Source organism: Mesorhizobium sp. 2RAF21 (assembly GCF_052115345.1).
GTDB lineage: Bacteria > Pseudomonadota > Alphaproteobacteria > Rhizobiales > Rhizobiaceae > Mesorhizobium > Mesorhizobium terrae.
Genome location: NZ_JBFRGM010000029.1, coordinates 21022 through 43588 on the forward strand (window position 1 = coordinate 21022; position 22567 = coordinate 43588).

Annotated in this window: 20 protein-coding genes; 14 read left to right on the forward strand and 6 right to left on the reverse strand. The window is 58.0% G+C overall.

Going from position 1 to position 22567, the window contains the following annotated elements; all coding sequences use genetic code 11:
• Nucleotides 1-33: 33 nt before the first annotated feature.
• Together AB4136_RS30430 and AB4136_RS30435 are read left to right on the forward strand one after the other, a co-directional pair.
• Nucleotides 34-852 (forward strand): arginase family protein, encoded by an 819-nt coding sequence (locus tag AB4136_RS30430; RefSeq protein WP_047627456.1) that lies wholly within the window; start codon nucleotides 34-36, stop codon nucleotides 850-852.
• 3 nt (nucleotides 853-855) lie between these two features.
• A complete protein-coding gene (locus tag AB4136_RS30435; RefSeq protein ID WP_047627458.1) occupies nucleotides 856-1530 on the forward strand; it encodes an FMN-binding negative transcriptional regulator in 675 nt (224 codons plus the stop codon).
• Nucleotides 1531-1610: 80 nt separating this feature from the next.
• Here the strand turns inward: AB4136_RS30435 and AB4136_RS30440 are convergent, their stop codons facing one another.
• The 4 genes from AB4136_RS30440 to AB4136_RS30455 all read right to left on the reverse strand — a co-directional run bounded on the left by AB4136_RS30440 (nucleotide 1611) and on the right by AB4136_RS30455 (nucleotide 7029).
• The gene (locus AB4136_RS30440) at nucleotides 1611-3434 is read right to left on the reverse strand and encodes a cytochrome c biogenesis protein DipZ (protein WP_047627460.1); all 1824 of its coding nucleotides are present in this window, start codon (nucleotides 3432-3434) and stop codon (nucleotides 1611-1613) included.
• Nucleotides 3435-3452: 18 nt separating this feature from the next.
• Nucleotides 3453-3938 carry a peptide-methionine (R)-S-oxide reductase MsrB gene (gene msrB, locus AB4136_RS30445; protein ID WP_047627461.1) on the reverse strand — a complete coding sequence of 162 codons (486 nt, stop codon included), beginning with the start codon at nucleotides 3936-3938 and terminating at the stop codon, nucleotides 3453-3455.
• A 587-nt stretch (nucleotides 3939-4525) separates the two neighbouring features.
• Entirely contained in the window at nucleotides 4526-6406 is a 1881-nt protein-coding gene (locus AB4136_RS30450; protein WP_052227461.1) for an AAA family ATPase, read from the reverse strand.
• Nucleotides 6403-7029 carry a hypothetical protein gene (locus AB4136_RS30455; protein WP_245432218.1) on the reverse strand — a complete coding sequence of 209 codons (627 nt, stop codon included), beginning with the start codon at nucleotides 7027-7029 and terminating at the stop codon, nucleotides 6403-6405. The genes AB4136_RS30450 and AB4136_RS30455 overlap by 4 nt, the downstream gene beginning before the upstream one ends.
• Nucleotides 7030-7256: 227 nt before the next feature.
• Here AB4136_RS30455 and AB4136_RS30460 point away from each other — a divergent pair, with 227 nt between their 5' ends.
• The 3 genes from AB4136_RS30460 (at nucleotide 7257) to AB4136_RS30470 (ending at nucleotide 9131) form a co-directional block, all read left to right on the forward strand.
• Complete coding sequence (locus AB4136_RS30460) at nucleotides 7257-8003, forward strand: hypothetical protein (RefSeq protein ID WP_130270583.1); 747 nt, start codon at nucleotides 7257-7259, stop codon at nucleotides 8001-8003.
• A 66-nt stretch (nucleotides 8004-8069) separates the two neighbouring features.
• Complete coding sequence (locus AB4136_RS30465; RefSeq protein ID WP_120296419.1) at nucleotides 8070-8402, forward strand: hypothetical protein; 333 nt, start codon at nucleotides 8070-8072, stop codon at nucleotides 8400-8402.
• Between the two features lie 72 nt (nucleotides 8403-8474).
• Nucleotides 8475-9131 carry a type II toxin-antitoxin system VapC family toxin gene (locus AB4136_RS30470; protein ID WP_052227462.1) on the forward strand — a complete coding sequence of 219 codons (657 nt, stop codon included), beginning with the start codon at nucleotides 8475-8477 and terminating at the stop codon, nucleotides 9129-9131.
• Between the two features lie 4 nt (nucleotides 9132-9135).
• On the opposite strand, the gene AB4136_RS30475 is transcribed toward AB4136_RS30470, so the two are convergent.
• On the reverse strand, nucleotides 9136-9915 hold the full coding sequence (locus AB4136_RS30475) for a GNAT family N-acetyltransferase (RefSeq protein ID WP_047627465.1): 780 nt from the start codon (nucleotides 9913-9915) through the stop codon (nucleotides 9136-9138).
• A 304-nt stretch (nucleotides 9916-10219) separates the two neighbouring features.
• Between AB4136_RS30475 and AB4136_RS30480 the strand changes: the two genes are divergently transcribed.
• Nucleotides 10220-12292: a DNA cytosine methyltransferase gene (locus AB4136_RS30480; protein ID WP_047627466.1), complete on the forward strand. Its 2073-nt coding sequence runs from the start codon at nucleotides 10220-10222 to the stop codon at nucleotides 12290-12292.
• Here AB4136_RS30480 and AB4136_RS30485 read toward each other — a convergent pair.
• Nucleotides 12289-12966 (reverse strand): hypothetical protein, encoded by a 678-nt coding sequence (locus AB4136_RS30485; protein ID WP_047627468.1) that lies wholly within the window; start codon nucleotides 12964-12966, stop codon nucleotides 12289-12291. The two genes, AB4136_RS30480 and AB4136_RS30485, sit on opposite strands and share 4 nt — an antisense overlap.
• Nucleotides 12967-13544: 578 nt before the next feature.
• Here AB4136_RS30485 and AB4136_RS30490 point away from each other — a divergent pair.
• The 8 genes from AB4136_RS30490 (at nucleotide 13545) to AB4136_RS30525 (ending at nucleotide 21760) form a co-directional block, all read left to right on the forward strand.
• A complete protein-coding gene (locus AB4136_RS30490; protein ID WP_047627469.1) occupies nucleotides 13545-13967 on the forward strand; it encodes a hypothetical protein in 423 nt (140 codons plus the stop codon).
• 128 nt (nucleotides 13968-14095) lie between these two features.
• A complete protein-coding gene (locus tag AB4136_RS30495) occupies nucleotides 14096-14533 on the forward strand; it encodes a hypothetical protein (protein ID WP_047627470.1) in 438 nt (145 codons plus the stop codon).
• Nucleotides 14534-14630: 97 nt separating this feature from the next.
• Nucleotides 14631-15632, forward strand: a complete 1002-nt coding sequence (locus tag AB4136_RS30500; RefSeq protein WP_052227463.1) for a hypothetical protein — start codon at nucleotides 14631-14633, stop codon at nucleotides 15630-15632.
• A gap of 126 nt (nucleotides 15633-15758) precedes the next feature.
• Nucleotides 15759-16151, forward strand: coding sequence for a hypothetical protein (locus AB4136_RS30505; protein WP_147413885.1), 393 nt, complete (start codon nucleotides 15759-15761; stop codon nucleotides 16149-16151).
• Nucleotides 16152-16168: 17 nt separating this feature from the next.
• A complete protein-coding gene (locus tag AB4136_RS30510) occupies nucleotides 16169-16588 on the forward strand; it encodes a hypothetical protein (protein ID WP_047627472.1) in 420 nt (139 codons plus the stop codon).
• Nucleotides 16589-16605: 17 nt separating this feature from the next.
• Nucleotides 16606-18798 carry a Mu transposase C-terminal domain-containing protein gene (locus tag AB4136_RS30515; protein WP_047627473.1) on the forward strand — a complete coding sequence of 731 codons (2193 nt, stop codon included), beginning with the start codon at nucleotides 16606-16608 and terminating at the stop codon, nucleotides 18796-18798.
• Nucleotides 18799-18812: 14 nt separating this feature from the next.
• Nucleotides 18813-19961, forward strand: a complete 1149-nt coding sequence (locus tag AB4136_RS30520; protein ID WP_130270581.1) for a TniB family NTP-binding protein — start codon at nucleotides 18813-18815, stop codon at nucleotides 19959-19961.
• Nucleotides 19958-21760, forward strand: coding sequence for a TniQ family protein (locus AB4136_RS30525; protein WP_047627476.1), 1803 nt, complete (start codon nucleotides 19958-19960; stop codon nucleotides 21758-21760). The genes AB4136_RS30520 and AB4136_RS30525 overlap by 4 nt, the downstream gene beginning before the upstream one ends.
• The last annotated feature ends 807 nt before the right edge of the window (nucleotides 21761-22567 follow it).

The following is a 22567-nucleotide window of genomic DNA, read 5'->3' on the forward strand; positions in this document are numbered from 1 at the left end:
GCGGCTGGCCGCCGGCAGGCTTAAGCAGGGAGTATGGATTTGACGTTCGAGATAATTGTTTCGCAGGGACGCATCGCCGACCGAACACCTGGTGCCATCACGGGCGCGGCCAAGACGGCGAAGGCCCTTCAGGATCTAACCGGACTGTCTGCGTGCTCCATCGGAACGCCGTCACCGGCCAAACAGGACGACTGGTCGAACAGCCTGCCGGACGCGCGCGACAGTCTGTCCAAGCTCCAGACCGAGGTGGTCGATATCTTCGGCCGCGGCAACACGCCATTGATGGCCATGAACACCTGCTCCGCGAGCTTGGCGACATTGCCGGTTGTTGCGCGTCTATTTCCCGAAGCGACAATCCTCTGGATCGATGCGCATGGTGACTTCAATACGCCGGACACCACCGAGAGCGGATACCTGGGTGGCATGGTCCTCGCCGCGGTGTGTGGTTTCTGGGAAAGCGGCTTTGGCCAAGGCGTGGATCCCACCAGGATCGTAATTGCAGGAGCAAGAGATATCGATCCTGTGGAAGCTAGACTGCTCGAGCGCGCTGGTGTCCGATCCCTTTCACCGACGCAAACTAATCCGGACTCGATCCTGTCGATTATCGGCGATCGCCCTGTATGGATCCATATCGATTGGGATTCAATGGAACCTGGCTTCGTACCTGCCGCCTACGCCGTGCGGGATGGCCTGCTGCCGAAGACGCTGCGCACCATATTCGAGAAAATTCCGGCACAGCAGATCGTCGGCATTGAACTCGCCGAGTTCGAGGCATCTGGCGATGACGATAAGGATGCATCCGCGCTCGGCGTCCTGATCGATGCGATATCACCATTGCTCGGATCGAGGTGATTCATGCACTACGCCGAATTCAAGCTCAACGAGCCCGACCTGATCCCAGCCATGGTTTCAGCCTTCCCCTTTGCGACCATCATGGTCAACGGCCCGACCTCTCCGCTCGCTGTGCACGCGCCGGCAACCTTGAGCACTGGCGCCGATGGCTCTGAGAGCCTGGAGTTTCATATTGCCGTGGCAAATCCGGCGTTCGAGACGATGCAGACGGATCCTTTCGTCACCGTATGTTTTCACGGGCCATCGACAGCGATCTCGCCCAGTTGGTACGAGGGCCGCTTCCCCACCAGGGACGCCGACCGGAGCCGGACCGCACCGACATACAACTACCTGAACCTCGTCGTGACCGGGCGCGTGACGCCATTGAACACGACCGAGCTTCGAGACCAGATAAGAGACCTGGTCCAAAAGCTCGAACCGGGTGGCGGCTGGCAGTTCCACGAAATCGCTACCGAAACCTATGCGGCGTGGTCTGCACTCATTCGCGGGTTTCGCGTCAGGATCGAAACAGCCGATTTGACCGCCAAGCTCAGTCAAGAGCAGAATGTCGAAGATCGTCTTGGAATAGCCAAGGGACTGCGCCGTCGGTCAGGGTTCATGGATGATGCAATGGCAGGGCTAGTTGAAGGATTCGATGGGTCCGCCGGCTCGCTCACGTCTTTGATCTGTGCGCGATAACAAATCTAAGTTTGACGGGATCAGGCTTAGTCCTCGTGAGCCTGTCCCCGCCCTTGCGAGCGCCCAATGCGCAGTCTCCGTCAGCCGAAGGTAAAGGCGTAGGCTTGTACGCCGGGATCGAGGAAGCGAATCTCGAACGTATGATCGGCTACTGGCCCGCGCTGGCGCAAAAGCTGATAAAGTCGCTGCCCGGTCACCGTGCCGTTCCCATCCGCATCGGTATCGACACCATGGCTGTCGCCCGGCGCCTTCCCATCGACCGTGACCTTGAAGCGCACGGGCCTGCCATCGACGCCGGGGCCGAGGACAAGGTGCAGATCGCGGGCGTGGAAACGAAAGTACACGCTGCCGTCCTTGTCGTTCAGATCCGCGTTCTCAGCGCCGACGGTCCAGTTCCCCGTCAGTCCCCATTCGTTCAGGCGAGGTTCGGCGGCGGTATAGACGTGCGGCGCGTCGTTGGTGGTGCCCTTGGCATCGACGAAGTGCTCCGAGCGCTGCCAGCCGACATAGGTTTCAGGAGACTGGACATCGCTCGCGTTGGAGGCTGCTTCGGCACCCGTCGCTATCACGTCAACGACATCGCCGGCCACGTTTGACTTGCCGGCCTCCGCAAGGAGCTGCTGGATGACCCTCTCGGACTGGTCATACTCGCCTTCCCCAAAATGGTGATGCCGCACGCGCCCTTGAGCATCGATGAAATAATGCGCCGGCCAGTACTGATTGTCGAAAGCGCGCCAAATGGCGTAGTCGTTGTCGATCGCCACCGGATAGGCGATGCCGAGATCGCCGACCGCCTTCTTCACGTTGTCGACGTTCTTCTCGAAAGCGAACTCCGGCGCATGCACGCCGATCACGACCAGTCCCTGATCCTTGTACTTCTCAGCCCAAGCTTTAACGTACGGGATGGCGCGGATGCAGTTGATGCAGGAATAGGTCCAGAAATCAACGAGGATGACCTTGCCCTTTAACGCGGAGACAGAAAGCGGTTGCGAGTTCAACCACTGAACGGCACCGTCGAGCGACGGCATGGTGCCTTCGACAGGGAGGACGTCGGCGCCAGCCTTCGGTTTTGCCTGCATCATCATCGCATTCGACCCGCTCATCATGGCCGGGTTGCCGCTCATCATCATGGCGCCTGTATCATTCTTGCTCATGACGACCGAGGATGGATGCCGCGGCTGGAGACTGTCGATCAGGCGTTGCTCCAGCGACGCCGTACTTGCAACGGAGGCCCGCGTCAGAAATCCGGTGTCCAGGCCCAGTCCGATGGCGACGACAGCGACCAAGACGGCAATGCCTACGCCGCGCCGCAGCCACTCGCCGACGCCGAGGGACCGTTTCATGACCTGGTACACCCTGCCGCCGACGAGCAGTGCCAGGGCAAGTGAGGTCGCCGCGCCGAGTGCATAGAAAAGCAGGAGCAGCGTGGTGCCGACACTTGCGCCTTGCAAAGCAGCGCCGGTGAGGATGAGGCCGAGAACCGGGCCGGCGCAAGGCGCCCACAAGAGACCCGTGGCAATACCGAGAAGAAGCGACGAGACGATTGTCGATCCACTCGTCCGGGCATCCTTGTCGGCAGACTGCGAAAGACGCGCGCCCAGCGAAACGATGGGGCGCGTCAAACGGTCGGAGAGTGCTGGGAACAGCAGGACAATGCCAAATGCCGCAAGCAAAGCCATTGCCGCGTAGCGACCATATTCGTTCGCCCGTACCGCCCATCCGCCGCCCAAGGCGGCAAGCGTTGCGACAGCGGCAAATGTCGCCGCCATGCCCACGAGCATGGGCAGGGTGCTACGCATGAAAGGCTGCCCAGCGCGGGCGAAAACGAACGGCAGCACCGGAAGAATGCAAGGACTGACGATCGTCAGGACGCCGCCGAGATATGCAAGGATGAAGAGGATCATGGAATGGTCTCTGTGCGATCAGGCCGAAGCCGGATGAAAAGTCATGGCGACGCCGTTCATGCAGTAGCGAAGACCGGTAGGCTTCGGACCGTCATCGAAGACATGGCCGAGATGACCGCCGCACCGACTGCAGTGAACCTCGGTGCGGGCCATGCCGAACGAGGTATCCGTCGTCGTTGCCACCGCACCATCGAGCGGCACCCAGAAACTGGGCCAGCCCGTGCCGCTTTCGAATTTCGTGGTCGATGAAAATGCGTCCTGCTCGCAGCCCGCGCAGGCGAAGTTGCCCTTGCGGTGTTCCTTGAGGAGCGGGCTGGTGAACGGGTATTCGGTTCCTTCCTTGCGGAGAACGGAATATTGATCCGCGGACAACAGTTTTTGCCATTCCGCATCCGTATGCGACACGGCAAAGCTTTCCGCGGCTATGGCCCTGCCTGTGAAACCGAAGCGAAGTGCGAGGATGCCGAGCCCCGCACCGGTAAGAACGTGACGTCTGTTGACCATAGTCGTGATCTCCTCGCGTAGCCCACTGCGCCCGGACGTAGGACGCGTTGAGGGTGTTTAACTCTGGATCGCTATATCGTCGTGAATATAGCGATACTCAGCTCTACGCGAGAAGAGCTCGTTTTGTTACGGCGCGGCGACGACAATAAAATGTGATCTGGGAACAGCCGGCCAGACAGATCACGGCCAGAGTTGTCCACGCAGCTAGATATCCACGCGTTCCGCTTGGTCGGTCTCGACTGAAGAAATTCATCAAGGTGGCCGGGTACCGCGCCGCTCAGACATCTTGCGTCGTGCCCGCCTCGTGACGCCAGCTCCTTCCATCACCTCCTTTAAGGACGGGGACGGCTCCACAATGACTTCAGCTAGATCATCGAGAGAAATGAGACAGACAAAACCACCTTCTGTCTCGATAACGACCGGGGACCCATTTTCGGCTGTTACCGACAGAAGGTAGAGGCTGCGCCTTGCTAGTCTTAGTTTGAGTGGCACCCCTCCAGCTTCCAAGATTGCAGCGGCCACTGCGGGACGGGCTACCGGAGGTGGTTTCTGCTTTAGAGTGCGAACGATCATCTTCCACGGCGGTCTCATGCTGCAAGATCCTCCGTTTCAGCCAAGATTTTCGCTACCTCCATGCCTTCGGCATGTCCCCGCCTTTCCAGGAGCTCAGCGAGCACCTCGATCGCCGCGCGGCGTCGCCTCACGATCTCGCGGGCTCGTGCCATTTCTCGTACGAGCACCCGCTCGACGCGTAGGGCGATATCCGGATTGCTGCTACGGAGGCGATCTCGGAGCAGAGGCGTGCCAGCCTCGAAATAGGACAGCCCCTCGCCCATGCCGAAAGAGATTTCCATTTCAGTGGCGATGTCGGTTGCGATCTGGAGATCCGATCCCTGACCTCCGCCGGCTCCGACGTATGCCGTCCCCAGCAGCTCTTCTTCGGCTGCTCTTCCTGCAAGATAGAACGCAATTCGATCGAGATGGAGCTGCCTATCCATTTCGTTGTCGTCCTTGACCATCAGCCTGGCGAAACCAACCGGCTGTGGACCACTGGCAGCGTCTAGCACGACAACATGGTCCAGCGTGCCGAGCTGCAAGTGCAGGGCTAGAATGGCGTGAGCCGCTTCGTGCACAGCGATCAGCCTTCGTCGCGGGCCCTCAAGCCTTCGCGCCGGCGGCAGGGCACGCATGATCATCTCGATGCTGACTTCAGATTTCAAACGCCGCGCTTCGCGCCTTACCTGGCGCCCGGCCTGCTCGAATGTCGCCCCGGTAAAACCCGCCGTAACCGCGGCGATGCTATCTACATCTTTGGCCGAGAGATGTTTACCAAAATAGGTCCGTGCGAGATGCTTTCGCTCGCCAAGGTCGGGTAGCCCGATCCTCAAATGCCGATCTAGTCGTCCGGGTCTCAACAACGCCGCGTCGATCGCCTCAGGATGATTGGTCGCGCCGACGACCACCACCCCTTCCAGCTTGGTGTGACCGTCCATCAGTTCGAGAAGCAGGTTGATGCATTGCGTCCAGTAGAGCTCGTGCCCATCGCTCCCCAACCGAGCGCGATCCCCGATGGCATCGAGTTCGTCAAGAAAAAGGATCGACGGCTTGTTGGAGATAGCCTCGTCGAAGCTTCGGCGCATGGCTGTCAGCGTATCGCTCAAATAGCCCGCAGATTGCCAGCGTGCAGCCGAAGTCGCGACGAGATGGGCGCCGCAAGATGTCGCGAGCGCCGCGGCGAACATAGTTTTGCCAGTGCCCGGCGGCCCGCTCAGAAGTAAACCGCGGTCGATGTCGCTCCAGGAAAGACGACCTTCTGTCCAGTCGCGAATATCCTTGGCAAGCGAGAGCCCCCAAACTTTGGCGTCGCCATATCCGACCAAATTCTCCAGATTTGGTTTCTCAGTGTTCGGGACAGAAAGTTGCGACATCCGCCGCAATCGCGCGAGCGCATCCTCGGCTGGCCTGCCAAATCGCAGCGCCGCAAACATCGAAGTGAGAGGAAAATCAAGGAGAGCCTTGGCGTCGGCGAGTCCGAGAACCTGCCCTGACAATGACTTTGCAGCCGCAACGAGGTGATAGGGCCTGACGGGATCGACGTCGATGATTTGATCAGCCGCAACGTCGAACTCTTCGGGCAGATCGTGGCCCGGCGGCCAAATGATCACAAATGACCCTCGGCCGTTCATGGCATCAAGCACCAAATCAAGTTGGAGCTTGCCGCGTCGATCGACCCGTGGCCAGACCGCGTCGACGTTCGATAGCTCGGTGGTCCGCCACACGAGATCAAGCGCGGCCCTCTCGTACTCCTTGCAGTTCGCCCCGATTGGGAGGCGTAGCACGACGACATGCTGCCGGTGATCGGGCACCTTGACGCCTCCGCCGAGGCGGACGGCGTGCTTAAGAGCGACACCATAGGCAAGGCGCTCCAAAGTTGGCTGCATGCTTGGTCCCCTGCGGTGGTCGATCATCTTGGACCTCCCGCAACGAAACGCCGGAGCACCGTCTCGGGTCCAAGCATGCGCTCGTCGAGATCTACAGAGATCAGGCGATTGAGGATCATCCACGAAATCCCGGTCATCGGCTGAACCTCCCTGAAGAGGTTCATGCAATCACCGATAGCCATCGAGCCCACCTCGTCCAAGACGGCTAGCATGCGGAGCCTGTCGTTCAAGGGCGTTCGATAATGTGCGTAGCGCAGCATGTCTTTCGCGTTCGCCAACCGCCATCCTTCTTCAATTTCCCCGCGAGAAATGAAACGGTGGTGGATGTGACTGCAGGCGGCGCCTTCGGAAACAGCAGCGTCTCCATCCAGATCGCAGGCATCGAGGAACTCGCGCCTACCGTTTCTGTAGTCGACCATGAAATCCGGGACGTGGACGCCATCGCACGTCGGGAACTCGATCGGGAGGCACAGCCACGCAACGATGTCGTCGTCGACATCTAAAAGGCAACCAAGATCGCGTGCCCCCTGAGTTCGGAACATCACGTCGCCGGAACACCTCACGGTGCCGAGCGGGTAGAATTTTTGGGAAATGGCATGCTTGTACGCAGCATGGAGCGCCTGCGGCATTTCAAAATGCTGGTGGCTCATAACGATACCCGAACAATGATTGACCCTAGCCGCGTCATGCGGCGCTAAGGACTCAACGTATTCGACGTATTCGTAGGAGAGCGATCATCATGGTGAACAAAATACGAACAAAATTCTTGGCGTCAATTGGAATTTTAAAATAGAGCGGCGATAATATGTTGTGCGGTGAGATCATGCCACACAACCGGCCAACAGAAGTTCTGCCTTGAATTTACACTGAAGCCGTGTTGAACCGAGATGCATTGTGCATCGAGCTTTCTCGTCACACTTTTTTGAATAATGTGCGCGGCGTAGCGCTGGAGGCGATCCAAGTGGACGCGACGATTTCCGACACTGTCGGCCTTGATAAACGCCTTTCTAGGATTGAGAGTGTCGCACGAGCTCTGTCGGACCTTCCTACAGACTATCTTGGCCCTCAAGGTACCGTTATTGCAGACGTGGAATGGTACGCGCTTGGGGCAATCAAGAAGACGGCGTCGCTGAGCCACGCTTTCTGCGCCCTTGTACGAACACGGAACACGTTAGCCGCTGCCGCTCTGGTAAGGCTTCAACTCGACACCGCCATGCGCATCTTCGGGCTATCGCTGGTTGCCGATGTAGAGGCCGCGGGCACTTGGCTGATGAATGACCAAAGCTACCTCAAGCTTCGATCACGGGACAACCACCCCCTCACCGACGCTTTTCTTCATCGCAAGCTCAACGAACAATATCCGGGTCTGACGGAAGCGTATGAGGATGGTTCGTCATACGTACATCTTTCCGCGCTGCACATCAAAACAGGCCTGTGGTCTCGCGCTGACACCCCTACACTCTTTTTTCACTTGCTAGGAACGGATGCCTCCCGCCCCGACGAATGGTTTTTCGACTTGATTGACTCGTTTGACCAGGCCACCAATCTGACCGCCGAGCTGATCGCTACCTTCATCAAAAGCCGTCGCGCTGGCCGCACCCCTGCCATAAAGCCGGGAGACTAGGCAGGCGTACTGATCTTCCACCAGGCAGGCGCCGGACGGTGCTCTGTGGTCTATTCGAAGCATAAGATGGAATTTGAAGCTGAAGGGGGCGGACTGACCGACCGGTCGGTTTATGAACTCGTAGGTATCGTATTTCAGGATGAAACGGGTTTCATGCTTAACGAATCCTTACCAGAACGCGCAGAAAATCCGTGGCTAGGAACGCCGAGCAAGGAAGTCGGCCGCTTCGCCTTTGGTTCTATCGAGCCTCACTCGAAGCTCATAAACGCCTGTATCATGCTGAATTTCTTGAGGTCCAACTTTTCTGGCAGCGTCAAGCAGTCGCTCGAAGTCTCCTTGCGCGTCTTTTGCGGTCCAGATTTTCCGAGATTCCATCGAGTGTCTCCAAGGACTCAATAATTAAACACTTAGCAAATGCCGACGCCTTAGCCTAGGTCCATATCGATCGACCCACGCGGGACCCGGCAAATCATGGGCGCAGTCATACTCGATACCAACGTTGTCAGCATCGCGCATCTACCCGAGCCGCCAACGTGGCTGATCAATTGGTTCCGCCGCCTGGGGCCAGAAGCCGTCGCCATATCGTGGGTGACGGTCTACGAGATAGAGTATGGAATACGGTTGTGCGAGCGCTCGAATTCCGAGACCGCATGTTTTGTTCTGGATTGGTTTGAGAAGCTTTTGAACACGCGCATGTACTTCCTTGAGATGAACTTGCCAGCATCGCGGATATTGGGAGAAATGGCCGCCTGCTCTCACCTCAGGCAATTGTTCGAAACGCAACCAAAAATAAACAAATGGGGCGAACACCTCAAAAATGAGAAGATCAAGCTCGGCGCGGACGCGATGATCGCGGCGATGTCTATTGCCTACGGCCTGCCAATTGCTTCGATGAACGTGAAGGACTTCGTGCTCATCGATCGCCACTTCCCCTTGCCCGGTCTCTACAACCCTCAGATAGACGAATGGGTACTCGGCCCTCCCGTCGGCTGGGGAATGGACAACAATGCGAACGATGACAACGTGCTCTCTGCGACCGACCGACCGAAACGGCACGAAATCGGTCCGGAAGTAAGTCGCCGACAGTCGAACTTGATGCTCGCTACGCGGGAGGAGCTATCAGACTAGGTCGTCACAGGTCGATCCGCTCAATGAAGAAGATCCCTCCCAGATCGCACTCCACTCCGATTTTCTTGCTCTCCGGATACTTGGCTTTGTCGTAGAGGATTTCCGCGCCGTGCACCTCAACCTTCACGAAGTAGTCGATGTATCGCGGGTTCAGCGGGTTGAAGCAGAAGACGCGCTCAGGCAACTGAATCGTACCATCGGGCAGACGCTCACCCTCACCCACGTGTTCGGATAAAGGCGTCGGATTTTCCTTAAACCGCTCTTCCTGCTCAAAGAACGAGATCGAGTACGGCACGCGATCGCCACGACCCAGAGCGAAATTGCGTTGCAAGACTTTGAACGCATAGAGTCCGTTCACAACGCGGCTTTCTTCAACAGGGATGAAGCCCATGCGCTTCCAGAATGGTTTGGCGCTTCTCGGCGCAATTTCGATCTCGAGGACGGAGCGCCCCTCCGCACGCGCGCACCCTTCCATGAAACCAGCTAGAATGCGGCCGTAACCTTTGTCGCGCACGTCTGGCCTGATTTCGAGGATGTTGGTTCCATCGAGGAACCCAACCGCCGCGTCGTTGACGATGAGTACATGGATTGTTGACGAACCTTCCTGCCAAGCCCTCTTGACGGAGTCCCAATTGCATCGGAACCCCTCGACCGGATGAGGCTCCTGCCAATCGCTTTCATTCCATTTGCGCGCGGCAATATCGTATGCCACCTGTTCCGCATCCAACCATGCCTCGATTTCGGCCATGCGAACGTCATCTGCCACATCAATCTGATAGTCCATCGAAGCTCGCTGTTAAAGAGGAAGGGATGCAGCCGGCCGGCGCGGACCATATATCGAAATTGCGTTATAGGAGGTCAAGTCCCATCCACCGCGGGCGTTGTCGCGGAATTCGAGGCCGAAGACATACGTGGACCTCTTTCAGCGATGCACGAAGACAGTAGGAATCCGGCGCCGCGGATTTCGCGCAGCACGATCAAGTCCCTTGCCACTTACCGAACCTTGACCTTGACGACTACAACTTGAGCTTTTCTTTTGGGAGAAGCGCAATGTGATTTTTGTAAGAGGTCTCCAACAGGAGACCGCAATGACCGCACCATCTGATGAGAAGTCCAGGGCGAAAGCAGAGAGAAAAGAAGCCGACGCCCGGCTGAGACGCCTTACGAGAGCTAAAGCGGCGCTGCTCAAGGCACGATCGAACCTGACCCGGTGCCTTGTTGAAACCGCAGAACTTGTAGAGTCCACGAAAACAACTCAGGAATGGACGAAAGAGCGAACCAAGGAATGGCTGGTATCGGAGATCGGGATGTCGCCGCGCGAGGCCACCACCGCCATATCGCTCAAAGCATGCTTAGGTGACAACGCCCAGGCGACTGTGGATGCCGGCCTACAATCCGAAGTGCTCGATCGCTTGGTTGATAGCGACGAGGAAGTTAGGTGCGACTTCTTCTCACGCCTTCAATCGGGCCGAAGTGTCGATGCCGAGCTTGTTGAAAAACTCGGCCAGGATACTTTCCTTTCCCGGCTTCCCGTTGGAGAAGCGCGCGACGTACGGCGGAGTCAAACGCTCGAGACGGCTGGACGCATTGCGGGGCCGGACCTCACTGCGGCACTCGAGGACGCCGCTTCGAAGTTGCTAAAGTGCCTTGATGAGGTGGTGGTTTATCTCCCATCGATGGATTGTGAAGAGCCGTGCTCTGAAGCTTCCCTGTTAGAGCCAATACGTTCCAGTGCAAACGTCACCCGAACCCTGTTTGTGATTTTGTTTGGCGACCAACATGCCGATTTGGCGAGCATGATCGATCTGGCTCTCGTCAACGACGTTCAGGCGTCGATCGCGTTCGCTTGGTATGCTCTGCGGAAGCTTGAAACCTCGCCGCTGTATCGGGAGGATATCGAGAATTCAGCCGGCCACTTGCACAATGTCCGGCCCGCGATCGAATTTCTCGCAGGCCGCCGCTCAGTCGCCGTCCCACTTTCGACCGAGAGAGCGCCAGTTAGCCGTGCAAACGCCGATCTGACGTTCATCGATTTCGGAGCGGGCATCGGTTGCGCAGCGCTTGGCTTGCAAAGCGCGGGATACAGAACCGTGGCGTTGTACGAGAGCTGGCGTAGTGCGTTCGCGACAGTGCAGATAAATCGGCCATCGTGGCCGTTGGCATCAGAACCCGCTGCATGGCACCTAAAGAAACTTTGTACAGAACAAGTCGATTTGATAACTGCGCTTCCGGTCTGGCGCCCATTTTCCACGTCTGAAGACTACCAACGCTCTTTTTATCAGCGCTCCCTGGCTGCCACCGCGGCAGTGCGACCAAAGGCGTTTTTCTTCGAAGTCCACTCATCAATGTTGGAAGACAAAGCCGTGCATTGCCGTGCGGAAATCGAGCGCGATCTTGCCGGGGAAGGATTCGACGTAGCATGGCACGCACTTGATACCGCCCACTTCGGACTTGCCCAGTCCAGAACGATCGGCGTGATCACCGGCGTGCGCAGCGGTATAGACAAACCTATCCTTCCAGCCTTCTCCGATGCTCCGCGCCGCTTTCTTCCCGAGGTAATCGGCGAGCTGGTCGAAAAGGAGCTCTCTCACTTTGGTCGCACATCGGCGGCGCGACGGTATTCAACGTGGCTGAGCCTTTGCGCCGGCCAGATCGCGCCTCCCTTTTTCAAAGGACCGGACGACGAAAGGAACGTTGAGGAGTGGGCCAAACTTGGATTGGGCTTCTCAAGCGACCCTCGAGTTAAAACGGGCGAGCTAATTCCTCTCACCATCAAAATGATGCAAACGATCCAAGGGCATCCTCACGGCTGGGCAATTCAAGGGGCGACGTTGGAACAGGAACTCAATGGGACCTCGTCGATGCCGCCAGCAGTTGCCAAGATGATAGGTCTCGCGATTTACTCGTCTCTGACCGGCAGGCCGGTCGACTTCGCCAAAGCACTGTCGGAGCCTTTGCTTCCGGAGATTCCAGCCGGATACAAACTCGGGAACTCATATTATGGCATTCATCCCCGGCTAGTTCCAATCAAGCCACGCAAGACGCTTCGACAGGTCGTGCATCCAGCGATCGAGTTAAGAGAAGCGTGGGCCAGGGAGTTCGGCCTCCCAAGCCCATACGGCCCATATGACTCCGATTTTGATGACCACGATATCGATTAGATAGTCGGGCGAGACCGTCGATCGATGTCCATGAATGTCGAAACCAACAACATTCGGATGGCATTCTGGTCACGCTTCAATGGGTCGCCGGCGAGTTCGCCGTCCACGGTTAGAATAACCTTGTTCCCATCTTCCGGATAAGCAAGAACGAACTCATGCCCCGCATACTCAAAGGTCAAGGATTCGCCGGTCTCGTCTCGGGCGCATTCCATCTCCGTGACACCAAAGTTATAGATGGATTGATTGAGCTTCTCCCAGCCCTCGATTAGGTACGAGTTGTCGATCACGAATGGCACTTCCTTCGCAAACGGCCGCAGATCGTAGTCACGAAGGTCCGTAGCGGTGCGGTTCAAAACTGCGTCCTTGCCGCCAAGGATCGGACCGTGGGCGATACCGTGAGATCTATACGCCTGCCAGCCGTTCGTTCCGATGTCGTAGACGGAGAAGTCTTGGATCCCCCCATAGGCATCCTCCCACTCCGCTTCGGCCTTTTGCGTCTGATACTCGTTCGGGAACATGATCATGACCGGCGATCGCCAATCGCCCTCGCCCGGTCGATGAAACGAAATCCGATGATACGGTCCGTACTCGTCGCGTACTGGCACCAGGCGGAGCACCTTCAGCAGCGGCCGAAGTGCATCTTCAATCTCGCGGAATCTGTTCTCGATGTACATTGCGTAAGCCCTCGTCTCGATTGGATATCCGAGAATCGTCGCCGGGTGCTTCGCATGAGACAAACGGATTCGGCGTGTATCAAGAGTTAGAGCTGTCTATCGCTCCGCCGAGCCAAAGCGGCGAACAGCCCCTGATCGGGTTGCCGGGAAATCGCCGCGTTAACCATAGTTAAAATTTTACTAAAATGCGGACATTGACGCCCGCGACAGTCGGCGTCCTTATATACGCGAGTTCTTCAACACACGGATCCTTCCGATGAAGATAGCGCGAATACATAGCCCGTTTCGGGCGATAGGCTCACAGGCCAACTGATCGCGCGGTCGCGGGTAAAAACCCCCTCGTCCTGAGCCAAGAAACCGGCAAAGGAATAAATTCCTAAACTCCTGCGCAAAAAAGAACAAACCCAGAAACGAACATGGATTCGTTGGGCCCGAAAACCTGTTGCATCGCTCAATGCAACAGGTGTTAAAGACCGGAATTTGCTGGCTTTTTCCTTGTAGACGAGCAGGCAAATGCACTGCTACCAATCCCTCAACGCTGAGCAACACGCTCATCGCGGTTTGTAAGGAGTACGCAGATGAAGATGTTCGATATCACTGAACTGGACACGTTCAAGCCAGCGCTTGTCGAGTTCCTGAAAGCACGGTTTGGGCGCCGTGTGAGTGGCACGCACGTCCTCATGCTGACCGAGATTTCGCAGTTACTAACGAAACGCAATATGACGTCGGCGAAGCGCCACCAGGAAGTGGTGATGCGGATCCGCCTCATTGCAAGTCTCAGCCGTCGTCCCCAACGCGTTCCCACTTTCCGGGAATGGTCCAACTTCGCGGTGGAGATCCGCAATGTTGCTGCCTCACGCGTCGGTGGCGAACCACTCGTCGCGGATCCTCGCAATCCGAAATTCGTCAAGGCGATTTTCGCTCATGAACTGGCTGCAAAGGCGGATCGAATAGTTGGCACGGTCTCCCGCGCCCCGCTCGGTAGCCTGCACGTCCTCTAACTTACCCCGATCCCAATCCTGCAAGGAGAACTGCCGTGTCGCAGAACGAACACGCATGCCCTTTGCCGTGCCTGCCTGACGGGGACGGTTTCCATCTGAATACCACGGTCGTCCTGAAAGGAGCGCCAATGACTACGCACCTAAACCTCGCCAATGCCGATGTTCCCTTCGCAAAGCCGACCCCGCCCGAAGTTCATCGCCGCATTGCTCGTGCATGCCTTCGTCTGGAGCGTCGTAACGTCGAGAAGACGCGCGAGAAGATGCTGGCGCTTCTCAACGAGGCAGTCTCGGAATGCCTGACGAATGCCCGTCGCCAGTCCGTGCGTGACTATCATCGCCAGCTCCAATGGACGGCTTTAAAGGAAGGTCTCGGCATCGCGATCGTTCCGTCGGAGACCACCTTCCGTCGGCGCGTGAAAAGCGCGGGCGCGGCGCAGACCGCAGCGACGAAGGGTGGAAAGCGTTCGATCCGCTCCAAGGAGCTCGAGGCTGTCGTCATGCAGGCTGTACTCGCCGCCTTCGAGATGATGCCGGATCGCACGATACGCCTTCGCCGCAACTGCTAGCCGACCCCGGCTAGATCTCCTCCCCATTCAAAACCTCCCCTCAAGCGTCCGGCCCACTCCGGCGACGGGAGAACTGCGCCCTCGAAAGGAGCACGAAATGAACACGACGACCAAAACCGCCCTTGGCACCACCCTAGACCACGGTCTCGCGACCGGAGCGAAACGCAGTCCGGGAAAACCGCTCGCGCCGAGTGCGGAGCGCAATCCCGGAGAGGGACGCCTGCCAATTGGCGGCCTCCGCTCGACGACCATCCTCAATTCCTTCGCCACTTTGATGGAGAACCTGATGCGTAAGGCCAAAGCCGCGCTCAAGCGCGTGCTCTACACCCGTGCCGGTGTCACTATGGACAACACCATTCCCGATACGACCACGTACCTCGTACCGGACCGCAACCACTTCGGCGTCATTCAGATGCCCAAGGACGGCTCCCCCACCGGTGAGGTGTGGATCGAGCCCGGCTCGACGACCGGCACCCGCGACGTAGATTTCGTGAGCACCGCAAGTTTCCGCGGCGCGATGAACTATGCCGACTTCAACCGCCAGCTCGTGATGGAAAGCACGATCGAGGGCCGCTTCATCGTCATCGCGATGAGCCGCCGCGACATCGTTGAAATCCGTGACCAGTGGCCACGCGTCGAATGGGTGGATCAGCACGGCGAGGTTCACGAGACCACGTTCGACTTCTGGATCCGCCTTGCCGACGGAACGTGTATCGCCGTCGCAGTCAAGCCCGTGTCGAAAGTGCGCAGCTCCGGCATTCTTGACACGTTGGCGGCGGTGCAGGCCCAGGGCATCGGCGGTTTCGCTGATCGCGTCGCTCTCGTCACCGAAGTCTACGCGAACCACGACGCAGCGTTCAATGCCGGCTGGAAGCTGCATGCCCGACGCATGCGCAATCAGTCCGAATACCTCGAGGCGTTCGGACTGGTCTCCGCAACCAATGGCTCGGTCCGCTTCCACGATCTTCTCCAGGGCGCGAAGTGCTCTGCCGGCCGCCGTATCGCGCTCTGGAACCTCATCGACGAAGCCGTCCTGGTTCCCGTCGGTACAGGCCGCATCGACGACCTCTCCTTCCTCCGCCGCGCAACCTCCAACTAACAGGTGCTCCCAATGACCGCTTTTTCCCGCCTGCTTCGTCGCCTCGCTGGCGCCGCCCCGAACAAGTCCGCAGCCGCTCCGGCGGCTTCGGAAACCAATTCCCCCATCGGACAGGAGAATCCTTCCATGACTACGCCTACGCACTCCATCAGCTCGGCCGACTTCATCCACGGCACCGCCGTTCTTCGCATGCTTGAACAGATGCGTGGCGTCGGTCACGGCGCTCAGACCAAGGCCTCGTTCACACGCAGCACGAAGATCCTCGCCCAGGCGTGCCGCATCTACCTGACGCTCGAAAGCTCGGTGATGGACGACCCAAATCGTCCGAAGGGATTCCGCTGCGACGATCTGCTCGAAGACTTTCTGAAGAAGGTCAAGACGGTGCTCCTCAATTCCGGCTTCACGACCGCGAACGACGATTTGCCCGGCCCGCATGGTTTCCGCCGCGCTCTGCGCGAATACGAGCGCGCCCGCGCCAAGGCGGCTCAGTCGCTCGAGTTCATCATCAACATTCACTGATCGAAAGGAGATCAGACATGACGAATCTGCTCATCGAAACTGCCAGCCTGCCTACGGTTTCTCCGTCCAGCTACGCTGCTTCGACCGCGATCCGCACCATCGAAGGCGGCGTTGAATACCGCTCGTCCGGCATGACCGACGCGGAGGCTGACGGGATGACAAAAGCAATGCGTGATCAGAAGAGCCTGGAAGAATTTTGGGAGAGTTTGCGCGCCCAAACGCCCCGCCCCCGTTCCAAGAACTTGAAACGCCGCCGCCGTTCGATCTGGCCGCACCTATTCGAGGAAGCAGAGGAGGAATTGCGCTCGCTCACTTCGCCGGTCGGACGCAACGCTTTCGGCGATTACCACGGCCGCGGTCGCAAGCCCTTCTTGGACAACGCCTGCATGCCGTTCGCGGCCACCGCCCACCCAGCTCTTTCCCTGAACATCAACTGATCGAAAGGAGATCAGACATGACCAATTTTACCCGCAATTTCGTCGACGCCAGCAAGCGTTACTACTTCGCACCGACGGCGCTCATCATCATCGACAAGACCAAATACCGCACATACCAGGTGACGGATATCGGGCAGGTGTTCGTCCCATGCGAGAACACGGCCATGCGCGAGTTCTTCACGCACGACCAGATCTACGATCTCGTCCACTCCGGCAAGTTGGACTTCGACCAGGATCACTTCGCCGAAGGTCGCGCAAAGTCTCGCGCACGCTTCGATGAAGCACGCGTCGTCGATCTCTCAGACGACGAGCAGGCCCGTGTTACCTACTACGCGGCGGCATGCGACATCGTACTTCGCATGAAGGAAGAAGCCCGCGCCGACCGCAAGTTGCCGCGCGTCTCGCTCAGCGACGAATCGCTTGACCGCATCATGCCGCTCATCCAGGCCGAGCTGGACGGCAAGCAGCGTGCCGGCAAGCGCACCACTATCACCTTGCCTGGCAAGCGTCATTTCCGTCGTATCTATAAGCGCTACATCGAAGGCGGCTACGAACCCATGTCTCTCGTGAAACGCTGCAGCGGCTCCAAGGGTCGCCCCAGCGTGCATGATGCGGGCGACATGCTGGTCTGGATGGAGAAGGCTGCTGAGTTTGCGGATCCGCGCAAACCGACGATGGCAGTGCTCTATCGCGAGCTCGAAGCTAAGCTCCACGAGCTCAACGCGGCCCGCGCAGCCAACGCTCTCCTGCCGCACAAGATGCCGACCCGCAAGGTCTTCGAAAAGCTTATCAAGGACATGGACGGCTTCCATGTCTGCCAGGCCCGCGAGGGTATGGATGTTGCTTTGCGCAAGTACCAGATCAGCTCCAAGGGGGTCGATGTCCAGCGCCCCGGCGAACGCGTCGAAATGGACGAGTGGACGATCGATCTGCTCCAGTGGGTCGGCTGGCTCGGCATGGTCGCCCATCTCACTGCCGAGCAGCGCGCGAAGCTGAAATCGACGCGTATGCGTGTCATTGTGGCAATTGACGTGGCGACCCGCTGCATCCTTGCTCTACGCTTTGTGCAGGGCGCTGCTGACGGACAGCATGCCATCGATGCCATCGAGATGATGGTGACGGACAAGGCTTATCTCGCCAAGCTTTGTGGTGCGACCTCGCTGTGGCCGTATCATCTTACGCCCGAGCTGTTGGTGACCGATAACGGCGGCGCCTTCAACAACTACCGTGTTCGTTCGGTCACCCGCGCCATGGGCATGATGCACATGTTCCCGCAGGCCGGCCGCCCCCAGATGCGTGGTGCCATCGAGTCGGTTCTCAAAACCTTCTCGAAGCAGTTCATGCACTGGTTCGAAGGCCGCACCTTTGGCGACATCTTCGAGAAGGGCGATCTTGATCCCACGAAGCGCGTGACGCTGGCTATGGACGAGGTCAACACGCTCCTCGGCCAGGCAATCATCGATATCTATCATCATGTCCCGCACGAGGGTCTCTCCGGTGAGACGCCGCATAACGCCTGGATGCGTCTGGCCAAGGTGTACGGCGTCATGCCGCCGCCTCCGTCGCGCATTCGCCGCCATATTTTCGGCTCCAAGGTTACGCGCATCGTTACCGACCACGGCGTCGAAAGCTTCGGGATCTACTATCAGTCCCGCGAACTCCAGGCGTTGCGTATGAAGACCAAGGCCACGGTCGATATCCGTGTCGATCCGTACGACCTGAAAACGATCAGCGTCTGGAACGGCACCGGCTGGCTGAGCGTCGATGCGACCGCCGCCATCCCGAACGACCTGTCGATCTGGGAGTGGACGGGTGCATGCCGCGAAGTCGCACTGGAGAATGCGGAAAACCGCAAGCTTCATCTCTCCACGATGCTCGACGCAGTCAACCGCCTGCGTCTCGCCGGCGATGCGGCCCGCGCTCGCGCCAACCTTGCGACCGTTTCGATGGATGCGGTCAAGATGAAAGAGCTCCAGCTCCGCTACTTCGACCCGATCACGCTCATCGATGATCTGGAGGACCGCGATCCGATCCTGGTGCCGCTCATCGTCGCCGAAGATCCGCTGATGCACGGCATCCCCGGTGTCAACGATGAAATCCTCACCGTCGATCCGATCACCGGCATCGCCGGCTACGTCTCCCCCGCGCCGATCGCTGCCGCCTCCGCGGCCCCGGTCACTATCAAGTCTGCCAGCGACATCCAGCTCTAAAGGAGGGCTACGCTATGACCAATTTTGACGCCAAGAACTTCTTCAACAAGGCCGCCGCGCGTTTGCTGTCGGTCCTCACTCCAGAAGCCGCCGATCGCGCCAAGAAGCGCGGCGGTCTCTACTCGGCCTACATTACTTCCGACCGCCACCAGCGTGTCGAGCGTGCCGTCTCCAAGATCGTCGAGAACGCTGCGGCATCCGTGCACGGCACCTCTGGTCGTCGCCGCGCGCTCTTTGTCATTGGCGAAAGCGGCTCCGGTAAATCGACGGCTCTTCAGAACACGCTCCTCAAACGCGCGGAGCTTCAGCCTTATCGCAACGATGAGGGTGAAATGATCAGCCCCATGATCTACTTCGACATGCCCAAGCCGCTAAAGCTGCGTCTGCTTGCGACCAAGATCATCAAGGCGACCGGCTATCCGCTCATCAATGCTGATCGCATTCCTGAGTACGATCTCTTCGAATTGGCGAAGCGTGTGCTCAAGGAGTACTCGGTGCTGGTGCTCTTCATCGATGAGGCTCAGCATGCTCTGAAGGAGACCGACAAGGCGACCATCCGCAACCTTGCCGACATCCTCAAGAGCTTGCTGCAGATCGAAGACTGGCCGCTCCACCTCGTCTTGGCCGGCGTACCCGCCCTAGCCAAGTTCATCGAGCACGAACCCCAGCTCCGCAACCGCAGCCTGGTCGTGGAACTCGAGCGCGTCACCTTCCCCGGTGACCTCGAACGCATTCGCGTCATTGCACAGGGCATTATCGAAACTCACGCCGGCATGAAGGTCGACGGGGCGCTTCTGCAGGACATGGAGGTGGAAGATGTTGTAGGGGGGCGCAAGGTCAAGAAGGTTCGCAAGGCTTTGACCGAGGATCTCGTGCACCGCCTGATCCACGCTTCCGAAGGTGGCTTCGGCACCATCATCGACTTGGTTCGTATGGCCTGTGATTTTGCGATCGAAGTCGGATCGGACGTTGTCGGTCTCGCGCACTTCGTTGAGTGCTACGATTTCCTGACAGGATGCCAGCCGCATCACAACATCTTCCTGGCTGCCGACTGGAAGGACCTGACGCCTGTAGTGCCGCTTGCGGAACTGGTTGCGCGCCAGGCTGTCGCCGATGCGCGTATCGAAGCCGGTGAGCGCAACCGTAAACGAGGTGGCAAATGATGTTGAAGCCTGTGGAGGTCGCATCCTCCGAAACGATCTTCAGCATCATCGCTCGTCTTGCTGCGATCAATGGCTCGGGCAATGCCCGAGCCATGGTCCGGCATCTTGGGATCTCTTACATGGGCTTCGACCGGCCGAGCGATCCCGTGTACGAAACTCTCAGCGCCTATACGGGCATGTCGGCGGACACATTCGCAAAAGCGTCGATCCACCGGCATGACAAGTTCAGCATCAACGTTGGGGGTTCGGTTGTCAGCGGCCGCACAGTATCACGATCTGCACCTCGCTTCTGCTCGCTCTGCGTTATGGAAGATATTGATAAGCGCACCGGCCGTCCGGTCGTTCGTCCGTTCGAACGTTTCTCTTGGACAATCAGGGACGTTGCGGGCTGCCACAAGCATGGAGTCGTCTTGGACCATGCCAGCGGTCCGGATGAACTGCGCCGCGAGTTCGTGAAGGCTGTTTCCGAGCGAATTTCGATGGTCGAGTTCAAAGCCAGTCGCGTTGAGCCGCTTGAACTTTCCAAGTCAGACCGCTACTTCGCGGCCCGTCTCGATCACGAGGCCGACCCCGTTCCTGATCTCGATGCGCTTCCCTACTACGTGGCCAAGCAGCTTTGCGAACGGTTAGGGGTCCTCGATGCGAGCGGTCCCGATGCGCATGTTCCCACCTCTGTTGAAGAATTGGCGGTCGTCCGTGAACGCGGATTTAATCTGATCGGGGACACCGCAGGCAGTCTTCGGTGGCACCTCGAAAATCTGACAAGTGCGTTCTGGCATTCGTCGCGTCCCAAAGGCGCCCAGCATCTATTTGGGAACCTCTACCGCTATCTGGACAACCATCAGGACGACGACCACAAAGGTCTGCGCGATCTACTTCGGGACGTCGCCACTGACGCCTTGCCTATCGGTCCAACGGATTCGTTCTTGGGATCACCGAAAAAGCGGCGGTGGCATAGCGTTATTTCTTTCGCACGCGAGTACGGCATCAGCCCACTCGTGGCCGAAGGTAACCTTACCCGAGAGGGCTTCATTCCTCCGCAGAGCGGCTTTCACCGTGAAGCTCACAGCAGGATCGTTTTTGATGCAGAACTGGCCGAGCGCGCATTCCCACGCCAGGAGTTGCTGCCACGTATGGATCTAGTGAAGCGCATGCGATTGGAGCGGTTGCGGAATACTGCGATCTTCGCAAAGCAAGGCCCGAATGCATTGAAGCCGCGTCCGGACCCCGCAGGTATCAATCGCCTCTACTCGATCACCGAGGCGGAGAACCTGCTTGCGAAACTCACTCGCATTGCAAGTGAGACCAAGACGCCGGACATGCGTCGTATTTGCGAAGCAGCGGGTCCAGGCTTGTGCTTTGTCGACGATGTTATCGAAATGCTCGCCGACGGCAAACTCGAACAGGTGTTCTTCGTGCCTGATCAATTCTTCGAAGGGATTCACGTCTCGACAAAGGAGCTGCGCGCCAAAGCTGACGGGCCAGATCAAGGTTGGGTATCTTGCTACGACGTGGCCGAAGAGATCGACGTCTGCGAAGCGGACGCGATGGCGCTGATGAGAAAAGGGTTTCTGAAGTCTCAGCCCGTTCAGCATCGGAAGCAGACACACTTGCTTACGACGAAGGAGCTGCTGACGGACTTTAATCGCCGCCATATTTCACTCACAGCACTTGCAAAACTTAATGGGAAAAAGCCGACCGAAATGTTCCGCAAGCTCAACAACCGCAACATCGTTCCGGCCATAGACGCCAAAAGTTGCCAATCGAGAATTTACTATCGACACGACGTCGATCAATAAGATCCGAGAAAGCCAGCCTTATCAAAACCCGCCCTCACCGGCGGGTTTTTGTTTGTCTTGTTAACAGATAGCTCTAAGAAACCGGGCTATCGTTACAGGTGCGAAACTCAGGTTTTAGGTGCATTTCGCGGGATAGATCGACGTACAATCAATGACTTAGGTGGTAATCGCGGACATTGTCAGCGTGCCGGATCACCGTAGAGGACGAACGACTAAGTGATCTACTAGACGATGATTGGCGAGTGTACCTAGAGCAAAAAGTGAACGATGCTCAGGGTAGTACGGCTAAATCAGACTGGGCCGAATATATAGTTGGTTTACCTGTTGCGCAGCTAGAACCCATTTCAGCATCACACCTTCAAGTACTTGATGATGCCCTGCATAAATTAGGTGTATGAAGGCAGACATGCAAAAGAACGTTGCAACCTGCTCAAAATCTGCAGATGCTTTCGCGCGCCTTATGTTTGGAACGCTGTCGGTTGCCTCTCTTGCGCCAAGAAGTCACCCTCCATCTCTGAGCATGGGCGGCTGGCCAACTGACCGTTATGCACTTCGTGGAATATCCTTATGAAGGCTATATCGGTCATATTCATCCGACTTCCTCATTTCGCAAGGTTTAAGGTATGGTGCCGCGGTGCAAAGGCGGCCATCATATGGCCTGGATGAGGCGTATTCCGAAAACAAGGGCCAAAGAGGCCCGCCGTTCTCCTGTATTTGCACGCCACATCCCTACGACGACGAAAATCTGTTGAGCCCGCCCAAAATCTGGCTCTCTTAATCATCCCCGTGCCGAAAGCGTTTGTTCGC